Origin of the sequence: Georgenia satyanarayanai, assembly GCF_900116375.1 — a bacterium.
Lineage (GTDB): Bacteria > Actinomycetota > Actinomycetes > Actinomycetales > Actinomycetaceae > Oceanitalea > Oceanitalea nanhaiensis.
Genome location: NZ_UETB01000001.1, coordinates 44,293 through 57,428 on the forward strand (window position 1 = coordinate 44,293; position 13,136 = coordinate 57,428).

Genomic DNA, 13,136 nt, shown 5'->3' on the forward strand with positions numbered 1-13,136 from the left:
GCGTGAGAGGGGGGGAGTGGGTCAGCCGGCGTCGCCGCTGGCGGCGCGGAACATCCAGGCCTGCTTCTCCAGACCGGTGGCGACCGTGACGAGGAGGTCGTGGCTCAGCGGGTCGCTCTCCTCGACGTCGTCGAGCGTGGACTTGATGCGGTCCGCGACCGACTGGAGGCGCTCCTCGAACTGGCGGATGACCTTGTCGTCGGGAAGGCGGCCGCCGGACAGCGACTCGACCCGCGTGGAGCTCGCCACGGTGGAGGCCCGGCCGTCCGGCTCGCCGCCGATCGCCACGAGCCGCTCCGCGACGTCGTCGGAGGCGAGGCGCACCTCGGCGGTGACCTCGTCGAGCTGGAGGTGGACGGAGCGGAAGTGGGACCCGTAGATGTTCCAGTGAGCCTGCTTGGCCTGCAGGGACAGGTCGATGAGGTCGACGAGGGTCTCCTGGAGGCTGGTGAGGACCTTCTCCGTGGGCTTGGCAGCCATCTGCTCTCTCCCTTCCGCGGCGCACGTCCTGTGCCCGCGACGACGATGACGAACGCTGCCGAGCATATGGCGGGGCCTGGTCCGCCGCCTCCCACAGCCGCTGCGGTAGAGTGGGGCGCATGTCGCGACGGGTCCTCCTTACGCAGCCGCGCTGACCACAGCGGGCGCCGACGGCGCCGCATCAGCGCGGCCCACCTCCCTGCGGGGAGGTTTTCTCATGCCAGGAGCGACCACCCCCACCGTGAGGATCAGATGAGCACCGACACCCCCGTCCCCGCGGAGCCCCGCTTCCGCTACACCGCCCGGCTGGCGAGCGAGATCGAGCAGGCCTGGCAGGACCGCTGGGAGGAGCTCGGCACCTTCCACGCGCCCAACCCGGTCGGCGACCTCGCCGGTGACACGACGGACTCGACCTTCTACGTGCTCGACATGTTCCCCTACCCCTCGGGCAAGGGGCTGCACGTCGGCCACCCGCTGGGCTACATCGCGACCGACGTCGTGGGCCGCTACCAGCGGATGAAGGGCAAGAACGTCCTCCACGCGCTGGCCTACGACGCCTTCGGCCTGCCCGCCGAGCAGTACGCCGTCCAGACCGGCCAGCACCCTCGGGTCACCACCGAGGAGAACATCGCCAACATGCGCCGCCAGCTGCGGCGCCTGGGCCTGGGCCACGACGAGCGTCGCTCCTTCGCGACGACGGACACCGACTACGTCCGCTGGACGCAGTGGATCTTCCTGCAGATGTACCACGCCTGGTACGACACGGACGCCGAGCGTCCCGGCGGTGGCCGTGGCGCGGCGCGCCCGATCAGCGAGCTGGAGGTCGCCTTCGCCGACGGCACCCGGCCCACGCCGTCGGGCCGGGCCTGGGCGGACATGGACGCGGACGAGCGCGCGGCCGCCCTGGACGCGCACCGCCTCGCCTACGTCTCCGACGCGCCGGTCAACTGGTGCCCCGGGCTGGGCACCGTCCTGGCGAACGAGGAGGTCACGGCCGACGGGCGCTCCGAGCGCGGCAACTATCCCGTCTTCAAGCGCAACCTGCGCCAGTGGATGATGCGGATCACCGCCTACGCCGACCGTCTGGTCGACGACCTCGACCACATCGACTGGCCCGAGAAGGTCAGGACGATGCAGCGCAACTGGATCGGCCGCTCCGAGGGCGCGATCGTCAGCTTCGCGCTGCCCTCCCGGGTGAGCGCGGGCGAGGCGCCCGGCGGCGCCGCGGACCTGGCGCTGGACGTCTTCACCACCCGGCCCGACACGCTCTTCGGTGCGACCTTCATGGTGCTCGCCCCCGAGCACCCGCTCCTCGACGACGCCGTGCCCGCCTCCTGGCCGGCAGGCACGCAGGAGTCGTGGACCGGTGGGCACGCGAGCCCGGCCGAGGCCGTCGCCGCCTACCGCGCGCAGGCCGCCGCGAAGACGGACGAGGAGCGGCAGGAGGAGGGGCGCACCAAGACCGGCGTGTTCACCGGCGCCTTCGCGACCAACCCCGTCAACGGCGCCCAGCTGCCCGTGTTCGTCGCCGACTACGTCCTCATGGGCTACGGCACCGGCGCGATCATGGCCGTGCCCGGCGGCGACGCGCGTGACTACGAGTTCGCCCAGACCTACGGGCTGGACGTCGTCCACACCGTGCAGCCGCCCGCCGAGCACGTCGAGGGCGCCTGGACGGGCGAGGGCGAGATCATCAACTCCGCCAACGACCAGATCTCGCTCAACGGCATGGGCGTGGCCGAGGCCAAGGCCGCGATCACCGAGTGGCTGCAGGCCCGCGGCCTCGGAGAGGCCCGCACGACCTACCGGCTGCGCGACTGGCTCTTCTCCCGCCAGCGCTACTGGGGCGAGCCCTTCCCCGTCGTCTACGACGAGGAGGGCCGCGTCCACGCGCTGCCCGAGGAGATGCTCCCGGTCGACCTGCCCGAGGTCCCGGACTACTCCCCGCGCACCTTCGACGCCGACGACGCCACCTCCTCCCCGGAGCCCCCGCTCGGGCGGGCCGAGGACTGGGTCAACGTCGAGCTCGACCTGGGTGACGGCGTGAGGACCTACCGGCGCGACACGAACACGATGCCCAACTGGGCCGGCTCGTGCTGGTACGAGCTGCGCTACCTGGACCCGGCCAACACCGAGCGGCTGGTCGACCCGGCCAACGAGCAGTACTGGATGGGCCCGACCGCCGAGAAGTCCTGCGGCGGGGCCGACCTGTACGTCGGCGGCGTCGAGCACGCCGTGCTGCACCTGCTCTACGCGCGCTTCTGGCAGAAGGTGCTCTTCGACCTCGGGCACGTGTCGAGCGTCGAGCCCTTCCACAAGCTCTTCAACCAGGGCTACATCCAGGCCTACGCCTTCGCCGACGCCCGCGGCCAGTACGTGCCCGCGGACGAGGTCGAGGAGGTCGCGGCCGAGGACGGCTCGGGCGAGGTGAGCTACCGCTGGCAGGGCCAGGTGGTCACCCGCGAGTACGGGAAGATGGGCAAGTCCCTCAAGAACATCGTCACGCCCGACGACATGTACGAGGCCTACGGCGCCGACACCTTCCGGCTGTACGAGATGTCGATGGGGCCGCTGGACCTGTCGCGGCCCTGGGACACGCGCGCCGTCGTCGGCTCCCAGCGCTTCCTGCAGCGGCTGTGGCGCAACGTCGTCGACGAGGAGACGGGGGACCTGGTCGTCACCGACGAGCCGGCCGACGAGGAGACCCGTCGCCTGGTGGCACGGACGATCACCGACGTCGAGACCGAGATGGCGGCGATGCGGATCAACACCGCGATCGCCCGCCTCATCGTGCTGAACAACCACCTCACCGGCCTGGCGGCGAGCCCGCGCGAGGCGGTCGAGCCGCTGCTGCTCATGCTCGCGCCGGTCGCGCCGCACATCGCCGAGGAGCTGTGGCGGCGGCTCGGGCACGAGGGTTCCCTGGCCCACGAGCCGTTCCCCGTGGCCGACCCGGCGCTGCTCGTCGAGGACACCGTGACCTGCGTGGTCCAGGTGGCCGGCAAGCTGCGGGACAAGCTCGAGGTGCCGGTCTCGATCGACGCGGCCGAGCTCGAGCGGCTGGCCCTCGAGACGCCGGGCGTCAAGCGGGCGCTGGGTGACCGGGGGATCCGCAAGGTCATCGTGCGGGCGCCCAAGCTCGTCAACGTGGTCCCGGCCTAGCCACCTCGCGGACGTGCCGAGAGCCGGACTCCTCGCGGAGTCCGGCTCTCGGCGTCTGGTCAGCCCTCCAGGCGGGGGAAGGCGCGGTCGAGGTAGACGAGCGGCCGCGTGCCCTCCTCGGTGTGGGCGAGGACCGCGCGCAGCGTGATGAGCAGGCTGTCGCCGACGGGTACCCGCTGCTCGACGATGCCCCGGACCCACGCCGTGGTGCCCGGGAGGACGGGCTCGCCGGTGGGCAGCGAGCAGTGCTCCAGACCGGCGAAGCGATCAGCGCCACGGGCGGCGAAGCGCCTGGCGAGGTCCTGCTGGTCCTCGCTGAGGAAGTTGACGACGACGCTCGGGGCGCTGTCGAGGATCCGGCGCGAGGTGGAGCCGGCGGCCACGGAGAAGGCCAGCATGGCGGGGTTCGCGGCGACGGAGATGACCGAGGTGGCGGTGAAGCCGGCGGGACCGTCGGGGGTGGCGCAGGTGATGACGGCGACGCCCGCGGGGTGGCGGCGGAAGACGGCCTTGAACTCCTCGCTGCCCACCGACTGGGGCAGGACGGCGGGCGTGGCGGGCTGCTCGGCGGTCATCAACGGTCCTTCACGGTCGGGTCGGGGTCCCGACCCATTGTCCGCCAGGCTGCGCCCGGGTGGGATGTGAGGTGCGTGTCTGCGGCAGCGCCCGCCGCGGGCTCAGAACGGTGGATCGGTGGTGTCCGTGCCGGTCCGCACCCAGGTGACTCGGCCGTGGTGGTCACGCTGGTAGACGTGCCCGCTCGGCGTGGTCCAGCGGAAGGTGCCGCCTCCCAGGTGCTCGAGGCGGAACTGGCCGAGCGTCTTGACCAGGTGGTCGGGCCGGCATCCCGCGCCGAGGTTGAAGGCGCTCGTGGGGCCCTCGGGGAAGGGGACGACGTGGTCGAGGTCGCAGCTGTGGGCCGGCGTGGAGCAGCCCGGGATGACGCAGCTTCGGTCGCGTGCCCGGACGAACTCGGCCAGGGCGGCGGGTGGGCGGTACCGGGTGCGGCCGACGTCGAGGACCTCGCCGCTCAGCGGGTCGGTGACGATCCGCTGCCAGGTGTCTGCGCTCATCGCCAGGGCGCGGGCGACGTCCGGGGTGATGGGGCCGTAGCCCTCGAGCTCGGCGACCTCTGCCAGCGGGAGAGGGGGGTCCTCGGCAGGTTCGTCGGCGGGGCTGCCCCCTGGAGGGTCGTGGGCAGGGCTCGCCCCTGCAGCCTCGTCGGCTTCTCCCGTGAGGTGGTCCAGGCACTCGCCGAAGGCGGGGAAGGCCCCCTGCGTCTCCGGCGGGAGGACGAGGACCGAGAGCGGCACGTCGACCCGGATGACGGCACGCTTGCCGCCGATGGTGCCGACGGGCATGTGCAGCATCCTGAGGTAGTCGCTGACGGGCTGCAGGTCCGTCGCCGCAGACGGGGCCGCGGGCACGCCGTCGTCGGCGTCGTCCACCTGAGCGTCCCCGCCGCCCGCCTCCGCGGCGGGCGCGGCGTCCGTGTCGCCCGCCTCCGGCAGCCCGACGTAGCCCTGCTCGAGCGCGGTGTGGCCCATGAGGGCGAGGACGTCGGCGCGGAGCTGGTCGATCGTGCGACCGTCCCCGGACGCCTTGGCGCTGCGCGCGGCCGCCTCCAGGGCGAGGTCGAGGCCGGCGGCGTCGGTGGCGGGAAGGAGGGCGTGGATCGAGGCCATACCGTCGGGGAGCGGGCGCGGGTGGTCCACCCGGCGCTGCGCGCGGGCGCTCTGGTGCCGCTGGATCGCCCGGCTCGGATCGATGGCGATGATCGCCTTCTCCACGGCCCGCCTGAGCTGGGTGGGAGTCTGGTGGACGGCATCGGGGAGGACCGCGCGCTGGACCTCCCAGGCGACGTCCGCCGGCTGGTCCGCCAGGTGGCGCGTGAGCACGGCGGCCTTGGCCGGGTCGAGGAGACCCCGCCGAAGGGCCTCGGCCGTCTGGTCGAGCTTGTCCCGGAAGAGCCGGGCATCACCCACCATGCGGCGTGCCGCGAAGCGGGTGAGCCCCAGCCGTGGGGCGAGCTCGGCGGCAGCGCAGTCCGCCGCGATCTTCCCACCCGGGAGAGGGTGGTGCGGGTTGATGCCGGGCCGCGCCGCCACGACCCCGCTGAGCTCGGTGGCCCGGGCCGTGGCCCAGGACGCCAGCCGCTGGTAGCCGGCCACCATCTCGACCAGCCCGTACAGGTCGACGGTGCGCGGGTCCAGAACCTCGAGCGCTGCCGCGAGAGCGGGCCCCGGGACCACGGAGGTGAGCAGGCGGCCCAGCTCTGCGCCGTCGTCGCCGTCGAGGAGGTCCGCGTCCCTGTGCCGGGCGGGGCGGCCGGCCAGCAGGAGCGGGTCGGGCGGAAGGGGAGGGAGCTCGGCGGGTCCGTCGTCCTCGACGGCGACCTCCTCGGTCCACAGCTCGTCCGGGCCGGCGCCCGGCGGGAGGGGGTCGGGCGGAAGGGGAGGGAGCTCGGTGGGGCCGTCGTCGAGCACGAGCCAGGGCGGGGGACCGGCGAGGTCAGCCGGGCTCGACCACTGACCCTCGGCCTGCGTCGCCGCCATCTCGCTCACCACCTCGGTGCCGTGAACCTGATGCCCTCACCGTATGACCGACCCCTGACATTCGACCGCGTGACAGTTGACACATGAAGTGAGGCCCCGCTAGCGTCTGCCCCAGGTTCAGAGCACCAGTGCGCACCTCGAGTGCGCTAAGCCCCGGCTTGCTGGTCGGCAACCCGCCACGTGCGGCGGGTGCCCCGGGTGATGACCTGGTCCCGTGACCGTCGGGACAACGGAGCGCACCGTGACGGTGCCAGCACGCGAAGGACGTACCAGGATGACCACGCACCTCAGCCCCCGGCAGATCACCAGCCGTTGCGGCAGCAGCATGTGCATGTGCGGTCGTCCGTGTATGTCGGTCTGAGACATACGGAAGCGACGCCCTCGGCGCGAGCCGCGCTGACGCGTCACCCCTGATCCAGCCCCCGAGCCGCCGGCGAGTGACACGCCAGGCGCCGGACCCGGCGTATCAGGTCTCACGTCCTTCCCTGCGCCCCAGGGCGCTGTGACCTCGATAGGTGCTGCCATGACTGCTGCGTTCCTGCCCACCCGTACCACCGCGACGAGCTCGACCACCGCGACCATCGCCCTCGACCTCTCCGGCCTCGGCGCCCCCGCGCACGACCGGGAGGCGGCCGCCGGCCTGCCCGCCGAGCAGGCCAACCTCGTCCGTCTCGCCTCCTACGCCCGCGCCGCCCACAAGGGCGGGGTCTCCTTCGTCACCCTCGGTGAGGACTTCCGCCTCCGCGCCGACGCCGCGCCGCGCGCCAACGCCTGGCTCGACCCGGTCATCGCCGCCCGCCGCATCAGCCCCAGCGCCGGGGGCACGGGCCTCGTGCCCACCGTCCAGCTCGGCCGCGCCGACTCGGCCGTGGCCGCCGAGCTCGCCCAGTTCAACCGCAAGAGCGGCTCGTGGGCCGGCCTGCAGGTGGCGCGCGGCGAGCAGGCGCCGGTGGCCGCGCTGCCCCAGCTCGGGGACCTGCTGGAGGAGCTCGTCCGCAGCACCGCCGCCCGCTCGAGCCAGCGGCCCACCGTCGTCGTCCCGCTCGAGGAGGAGGCCGACCTCGCCGCCGCCGGCGAGCTCGCCGACGTCGTCCGGCTCCGTGAGGCCGACCTGAGCTGGGCCCGCGAGCTGCGCTTCGCCGTCCGCTCCGCCGCGCGCGCCGCCGGCCGGGGCCCCGTCCGCGTGCTCGTCGACCTGCGCACCGTCATCGCCTCCGACTACGAGTCCGCCCGCGCCCGCGCCGACCTCCTCACCGACATCGCCGGAAGCGACGCCGGGTGGGCGGGCGCGCTCGAGGCCGTCGGCACCGTCGGGGACGTCGTCGCGACGATCGAGCGCTGGATCGAGGCCGGTGCCGCGGACGGGTTCGTCGTCCTGCCCGGGTCCATCCCCGCCGACGTCCAGCGCCTGCTGCGCGGGATCATCCCCGCCCTGCAGGCTCGCGGTCTGGTGTCGGTGGCCGGGGCGACCACGGAGGCGCAGGCGGTCCCGGCGTGAGCCGACACGGCGGCCCGACCGCCTAGGTGTGGAGTCCTGGTCCTCCAGGGTCCAGGACTCCACACCTAGGACGGTGGGGCGGTGGGCCGCGCCTCATCGGGACCGTCGAGCCAGGTGAGGATGCGGCCGGCCGCCTCATGAGGAGCGAGGTCGCGGTTGTCGAGCCGCAGGTGCCGGTGCTGAGCCAGGAGACGGGCAGCTGGCAGGGGCGGCTCGCCGTCGGTCCAGGAGCCGGTGGTCATGACGAACCGCTCCATCTCGCGGACGTTGGCGTCGGACCACTCCACGTCCCTCTTGGACCGCTTCTCGGCGAGCCGCAGCTCGGTGCGGTTCCGCTCCAGGCGCGTGTCGAGATCGGCCGCCAGCTCGACGAACGACACCCCAGCGCCCGCCTCGACATAGGGACGGACGTGCCGGGTCAGCTCATCGAGGTCCGACTGCAGGTCCAGGCCCCAGACGTAGGTGAGCAGCAGGTCGGTGCCCGCCCTGGCTGCCTCCTCGACGACCCGGACGCGCCACTCGGTGAGGAGCCGGGTGAACGGGGGCGTGCCGTACTCGAACACCTCGAGCAGCGGCTCGATGAGAGCGTGGTTGTGGAACAGGCGGAAGGTGCTGCGACGGGCGATCTCACGCCCCACCGTCATCTTGCCCACGGCGGGTGGGCCGAAGATGACGAGCAGACGCATGCGGAGACTCTGCCACAGCGCGAGTGCGATGATGGGCCGATGCCTGGCGTCGTGGTCCTCACCGACTCCACGGCCTCGGTGTCGCCGGAGACGGCGCAGCACCTGGGTGTCCGGGTCGTGCCGCTGCGCGTGCTGCTCGACGGCGCCGACCACCCCGACGACGCCCTCAGTCGCGAGGAGCTCGCCGCCCATCTCCGGGCGGGCGGGACGGCGACGACGTCCGGGCCCTCCCGGCAGACGCTCGCCGACGCGATGGAGGCGGCCGTCGACGACGGTGCCACCGCCGTCGTGTGCGTGCACCTGTCGGCCGAGCTGTCGGGAACGGTCGGGCACGCGCGCCTCGCGGCCGAGGAGGTCACCCGGCGTCGCGGGATCCCCGTGCACGTCGTCGACACTCGGACGGTCGGTGGCGGGACGGGCTTCGCGGCGCTCGCCGCTGCCGAGCGCGCGGCACGCGGGGACGGCCCCGACAGCGTCCTCGCCGCTGCCCGGGAGACGGCCGCCCGCAGCAGCGTCCTGTTCGCCGTGCCGGACCTTCACCACCTCGCCCGGGGCGGACGCATCGGACCCGCGCGCGCCTTCCTCGGTTCCGCCCTGGGCGTGCGTCCGATCCTCGCCCTGCGAGGCGGACGCCTGGCCGTCGCCGAGACGGCGCGCGGCGCGGCTCGCACGCGGCGCCGCATCGTCGAGCTCGCCGTCCGGGCCGCCGGCGGTCCCGGTGCCGCGACTCCCCGCGGGGACGGCGGACCGGTCCGGGTGGCCGTCCACCACTTCACCGACACCGACGCCGCCGACGCGCTCACCGCGGCGCTCGAGGAGCGACTGGCTGAGACCGGCGCGCAGGTGGCGAGCATCGTCCGCAGCGAGGTCACCGCCGTGGTCGGGGCGCACACGGGACCAGGCGTCGTGGGCGTCGCCCTCGCCCCGGCCGGTTGCTAGCCGACCTGGACCTGCTCACCCGCCCGCACGCAGTTGGAGACGTGGCCCGGCCCGAGCGTCACGGTCGGCACGTGGCGGGCGCACTCCTCGACCGCGAGCGGGCAGCGAGTCCGGAAGACGCAGCCCGACGGCGGGTCGACGGGGGAGGGGATGTCTCCCTCGAGGAGGATCCGGCGGCGCTGCCGTTCGGCGATCGGGTCGTCCTTGGGGATCGCCGACATGAGCGCCTGCGTGTACGGGTGCCCCGGCTCGGCGTAGATCTGCTCCCGTCCGGCGAGCTCCATGAGCCGGCCGAGGTACATCACCTGCACCCGGTGGCTCATGTGCTCGACGGCCGCGAGGTCGTGGGAGATGAAGAGGTAGGCCAGCCCGAGCTCGTCCTGCAGCCGGCGGAGCAGATTCATGATCTGGGCCTGCACGGACACGTCGAGCGACGCGGTCGCCTCGTCCAGCACGACGAGGGACGGCTCGCCCGCCAGCGCCCGCGCGATGCTCACGCGCTGGCGCTGCCCGCCGGACAGCTCGTGCGGGTAGTGGTCGAGGAAGCGCTCGGGCAGCCCGACGAGGTCCATGAGCTCGGTGATCCGCCGACGGCGGGCAGCCCCGCGGTGGAGGCGGTGGATCTCCAGGGGCTCTCGCACCGTCTCGGCGACCGTGCACCGGGGGTCGAGGGAGGCGAGCGGGTCCTGAAAGACCATCGCCGTCCGGCGTCGCAACGACCGGAGTCGCGCGCCGCGTGCCGAGAGGACGTCCTCACCGTCGAGCAGCACCTGACCGCCGGTGGGCGTCACGAGCCGCAGCAACGCGTTCCCGATCGTCGACTTCCCGCTGCCGGACTCACCGACGAGGCCGAGCGTCTCGCCGCGGTCGAGTGTGAAGGAGACGTCCTCGACGGCGCGGACCCACTGCCTGCCGAGGCCGCGGGTGGCGGGGACGGGGAAACGGACCTGGAGGTCGCGCACCTCGAGCAGGGGCACGGTCATCTCGCCTCCCGGGACGTCGTGTAGAAGGAGCGCACGAGGTGGCCCGGGCCGACCTGGCGGAGCTCGGGGCGCTGGGTCGCGCAGCGCTCGTCGGCCCGGACGGTGCACCGGTCCCAGAACACGCACCCCTCCGGCAGCGCCCGCGGGTCCGGTGGACTGCCCGGGATCGTCACGAGCTCCTCGTCGCGCGAGCCGAGCCGCGGCCGGGCGGCGAACAGGCCCTCGGTGTAGGGGTGGGCGCGCTCCCGGAAGAGGGTGAGGACGTCGGCCTGCTCGAGCACCTGCCCGCCGTACATGACGGCCACGTGGTCGGCGAGGCCGCCGACGACGGCGAGGTCGTGGCTGATCCACACCGTCGCCGTCCCGAGGCGCTCCTGGAGGCCGCGCACCGCGTCGAGGATCTGGGCCTGGATGGTGACGTCCAGCGCCGTCGTCGCCTCGTCGGCGATGAGCACCTTCGGCTCGCAGGCGAGCGCGATCGCGATCATCACTCGCTGCCGCATCCCGCCGGACAGCTCGTGCGGGAAGGACCGCAGCCGGCGCTCGGGGTCGGGGATGCCGACGAGCTCGAGCAGCTCGACGGCGCGGGTGGTCGCGGCCCGGCGGGTCATGCCGAGGTGCTCCTCCAGTCCCTCGGTGAGCTGCCGCTCGACCGAGAGGACCGGGTTGAGCGAGGTCGCCGGGTCCTGGAAGACGAAGCCGATGCCCCGCCCGCGCACCCGGCGCAGGGCCTCCGGGGACAGGGAGAGGAGGTCGCGGGGCGGGCGGCCGTCGTCGTCGGCGAGGAGCACCTGCCCGGTGACCCGCGCCGTCGGCGCCCCGACGAGTCCGGTGGCGGCGAGGACGCTCATCGACTTGCCCGAGCCGGACTCACCGACGATCCCGAGGGTCTGACCCTGCTCCACCGACCAGCTCACCCCGCCGACGATCCGGGCGGAGCCGATCTGGACACGCAGGTCACGGACCTCGAGGACGGGGCTCACTTCTTGCCTCCGGTGTCGGCGCGGACGTCCAGGACGTCACGCAGGGCGTCGCCCACAAGGTTGCACGCGAGCACGGTGACGAAGACGGCGACACCGGGGAAGATGCTCATCCACCACGCCTGGTCGAGGAAGCCGCGCGCGTCGAAGAGCATGCGCCCCCACGAGGGCTCCGGCGGCTGCACACCGAGCCCGAGGAAGGACAGCGAGGCCTCGGAGAGGATCGCGAAGGCGAGGGAGAGCGAGGTCTGGACGATGATCGGCGCTGCGACGTTGGGCAGCACGTGCCTGCCGATGATGCGCCCGGGCCGCGCTCCGAGGGAGACGGCGGCCCGCACGTAGGGCTCGGTCCGCACGCTCAGCACGCTGGCCCGCGTGACGCGCGCGAAGATCGGGACGTAGACGACGCCGATCGCCACCATCGCCGTCGTGAGACCAGGACCGAGGATCGCGACGATCGCCATCGCGAGCAGCATGACCGGGAAGGCGAACAGGACGTCGGCGCTGCGCATGATGACGGTGTCGAGCCAGCCGCCGAAGTAGCCGGCGACCACCCCGAGCAGCACGCCCGCGACGAGCGCGATGGTGACCGAGACGAGCGCGACCTGCGCCGAGACCCGTGCCGCGAGGAGCACGCGCGAGAAGACGTCCCGTCCGAGCTCGTCGGTCCCGAAGAGGTGCGCACCGCTCGGTGGCTGCAGTGCGCGGCTGACGTCGACGGCGTTGGCCGGGTAGGGCGTGAGCTGCTCCCCGAGCACGGCCGCCACGACGACGACGGCGAGGACGAGCAGGCCGACGACGGCGATCGGCCGGCGCACCAGGGCCCGCAGCGCCCGCAGCCGGTTCGGCGGACGGTGCGGCACGTTCGGTGCGGCGGGTGGGACGGCGGTCGCGGCGCTCATGAGGTCACCCGGACCCGCGGGTCGACCTTGCCGTAGAGGAGGTCGACGAGCAGGTTGATGAGCAGGAAGATCGCGGCGGTGAGCAGGATGGCCCCCTGGAGGAGCGGGTAGTCACGGGCGAGGACGGCGTCGTAGATCAGGCGGCCCAGCCCCGGCCACGCGAAGACGACCTCGACGACGACGACGCCCCCGAGCATCGTCGCCAGCTGGTTGCCGGTGATCGTGAGAACCGGGATGAGGGAGTTGCGCACGACGTGCCGCCCGAGGACGACCCGGTTGCGCAGGCCCTTGGAGCGGGCGGTGCGGACGTGGTCGGCGGCGAGCACCTCGAGCACGGAGGAGCGGATGTAGCGGGTGAGGATCGACCCGGCGACCAGCCCGATCGTCAGGGCGGGCATGACCACGCGCCTGGCCCACCCGGCCGGGTCCTCGGTCAGTGGCACGTAGCCGGAGGGCGGGAGCCAGCCGAGGGTGGAGGAGAACAGCAGGATGAGGAGCATCGCCATCCAGAAGTCCGGGACCGACACCCCGAGCTGGGACACGCCACGGACCAGGGAGTCGCTGCCGCGGCCGTGGCGGAGCGCGGCGAACAGCCCGAGCGGGAAGGAGACGAGCAGCGCGATGACGATGCCCGTGCCCGCCATCGAGATCGTCGCCGGGAGCCGGCCGAGGAGGATCTCGGTGACCGGCTGCCCGGAGCGGAAGGACACCCCGAGGTCACCGGTGAACGCGCTCGTCACGTAGCCGAGGTACTGCTGCACGAGCGGGCGGTCCAGGCCGGAGGCCTCCCTCAGCCGGGCGTAGACGTCGGGGTCGAAGCGCGTGCCCATCGCGATGCGCACCGGGTCTCCCGGCACGAGCTGGACGATCGCGAAGACGAGGACGGAGACCCCGAGCAGCACGACCGCCGAGTGGAGGAGCCGGCGGACGACGAAAGCCATGTGTCAGGTC

Annotated in this window: 11 protein-coding genes and 1 riboswitch; of the genes, 3 read left to right on the plus strand and 8 right to left on the minus strand. The window is 73.3% G+C overall.

From position 1 onward, the window contains the following. Window positions 1–21: 21 nt before the first annotated feature. Window positions 22–480 (minus strand): Dps family protein, encoded by a 459-nt coding sequence (locus DSZ44_RS00200; protein ID WP_110850592.1) that lies wholly within the window; start codon window positions 478–480, stop codon window positions 22–24. A 252-nt stretch (window positions 481–732) separates the two neighbouring features. Here DSZ44_RS00200 and leuS point away from each other — a divergent pair, with 252 nt between their 5' ends. Next, the gene (gene leuS / locus DSZ44_RS00205) at window positions 733–3,642 is read left to right on the plus strand and encodes a leucine--tRNA ligase (RefSeq protein ID WP_110850593.1); all 2,910 of its coding nucleotides are present in this window, start codon (window positions 733–735) and stop codon (window positions 3,640–3,642) included. A 59-nt stretch (window positions 3,643–3,701) separates the two neighbouring features. On the opposite strand, the gene DSZ44_RS00210 is transcribed toward leuS, so the two are convergent. After that, entirely contained in the window at window positions 3,702–4,217 is a 516-nt protein-coding gene (locus DSZ44_RS00210) for a flavin reductase family protein (RefSeq protein ID WP_110850594.1), read from the minus strand. Between the two features lie 102 nt (window positions 4,218–4,319). Next, window positions 4,320–6,197, minus strand: coding sequence for an HNH endonuclease signature motif containing protein (locus DSZ44_RS18495; RefSeq protein ID WP_110850595.1), 1,878 nt, complete (start codon window positions 6,195–6,197; stop codon window positions 4,320–4,322). Window positions 6,198–6,311: 114 nt separating this feature from the next. After that, a riboswitch (SAM riboswitch) is annotated at window positions 6,312–6,436 on the plus strand. Between the two features lie 284 nt (window positions 6,437–6,720). Here DSZ44_RS18495 and DSZ44_RS00220 point away from each other — a divergent pair. Further along, complete coding sequence (locus DSZ44_RS00220; protein ID WP_110850596.1) at window positions 6,721–7,695, plus strand: LLM class oxidoreductase; 975 nt, start codon at window positions 6,721–6,723, stop codon at window positions 7,693–7,695. A 65-nt stretch (window positions 7,696–7,760) separates the two neighbouring features. Here DSZ44_RS00220 and DSZ44_RS00225 read toward each other — a convergent pair whose 3' ends face one another. Continuing rightward, entirely contained in the window at window positions 7,761–8,381 is a 621-nt protein-coding gene (locus DSZ44_RS00225; RefSeq protein ID WP_110850597.1) for a P-loop nucleotide/nucleoside kinase family protein, read from the minus strand. Between the two features lie 39 nt (window positions 8,382–8,420). Between DSZ44_RS00225 and DSZ44_RS00230 the strand changes: the two genes are divergently transcribed. Beyond that, complete coding sequence (locus tag DSZ44_RS00230) at window positions 8,421–9,320, plus strand: DegV family protein (protein WP_110850598.1); 900 nt, start codon at window positions 8,421–8,423, stop codon at window positions 9,318–9,320. On the opposite strand, the gene DSZ44_RS00235 is transcribed toward DSZ44_RS00230, so the two are convergent. The 4 genes from DSZ44_RS00235 to DSZ44_RS00250 are packed head-to-tail and all read right to left on the minus strand — an operon-like array spanning window position 9,317 to window position 13,126. After that, window positions 9,317–10,303 (minus strand): ABC transporter ATP-binding protein, encoded by a 987-nt coding sequence (locus DSZ44_RS00235; protein ID WP_110850599.1) that lies wholly within the window; start codon window positions 10,301–10,303, stop codon window positions 9,317–9,319. The genes DSZ44_RS00230 and DSZ44_RS00235 overlap by 4 nt on opposite strands. Beyond that, a complete protein-coding gene (locus DSZ44_RS00240) occupies window positions 10,300–11,286 on the minus strand; it encodes an ABC transporter ATP-binding protein (RefSeq protein WP_220035048.1) in 987 nt (328 codons plus the stop codon). Before DSZ44_RS00240 ends, DSZ44_RS00235 begins: the two co-directional genes overlap by 4 nt. Continuing rightward, window positions 11,283–12,185, minus strand: a complete 903-nt coding sequence (locus DSZ44_RS00245) for an ABC transporter permease (RefSeq protein WP_110850600.1) — start codon at window positions 12,183–12,185, stop codon at window positions 11,283–11,285. The genes DSZ44_RS00240 and DSZ44_RS00245 overlap by 4 nt, the downstream gene beginning before the upstream one ends. Next, complete coding sequence (locus DSZ44_RS00250) at window positions 12,182–13,126, minus strand: ABC transporter permease (RefSeq protein WP_110850601.1); 945 nt, start codon at window positions 13,124–13,126, stop codon at window positions 12,182–12,184. Before DSZ44_RS00250 ends, DSZ44_RS00245 begins: the two co-directional genes overlap by 4 nt. Window positions 13,127–13,136: the final 10 nt, after the last annotated feature.

What these genes read in the sequence shown, in the direction of transcription:
- DSZ44_RS18495 (WP_110850595.1), bottom strand. Translation starts at nt 6,197, where the DNA reads ATGGCGGCGACGCAGGCCGAGGGTCAGTGGTCGAGCCCGGCTGACCTC.
- leuS (WP_110850593.1), top strand. Translation starts at nt 733, where the DNA reads ATGAGCACCGACACCCCCGTCCCCGCGGAGCCCCGCTTCCGCTACACC.
- DSZ44_RS00245 (WP_110850600.1), bottom strand. Translation starts at nt 12,185, where the DNA reads ATGAGCGCCGCGACCGCCGTCCCACCCGCCGCACCGAACGTGCCGCAC.
- DSZ44_RS00200 (WP_110850592.1), bottom strand. Translation starts at nt 480, where the DNA reads ATGGCTGCCAAGCCCACGGAGAAGGTCCTCACCAGCCTCCAGGAGACC.
- DSZ44_RS00235 (WP_110850599.1), bottom strand. Translation starts at nt 10,303, where the DNA reads ATGACCGTGCCCCTGCTCGAGGTGCGCGACCTCCAGGTCCGTTTCCCC.
- DSZ44_RS00230 (WP_110850598.1), top strand. Translation starts at nt 8,421, where the DNA reads ATGCCTGGCGTCGTGGTCCTCACCGACTCCACGGCCTCGGTGTCGCCG.
- DSZ44_RS00220 (WP_110850596.1), top strand. Translation starts at nt 6,721, where the DNA reads ATGACTGCTGCGTTCCTGCCCACCCGTACCACCGCGACGAGCTCGACC.
- DSZ44_RS00250 (WP_110850601.1), bottom strand. Translation starts at nt 13,126, where the DNA reads ATGGCTTTCGTCGTCCGCCGGCTCCTCCACTCGGCGGTCGTGCTGCTC.
- DSZ44_RS00210 (WP_110850594.1), bottom strand. Translation starts at nt 4,217, where the DNA reads ATGACCGCCGAGCAGCCCGCCACGCCCGCCGTCCTGCCCCAGTCGGTG.
- DSZ44_RS00225 (WP_110850597.1), bottom strand. Translation starts at nt 8,381, where the DNA reads ATGCGTCTGCTCGTCATCTTCGGCCCACCCGCCGTGGGCAAGATGACG.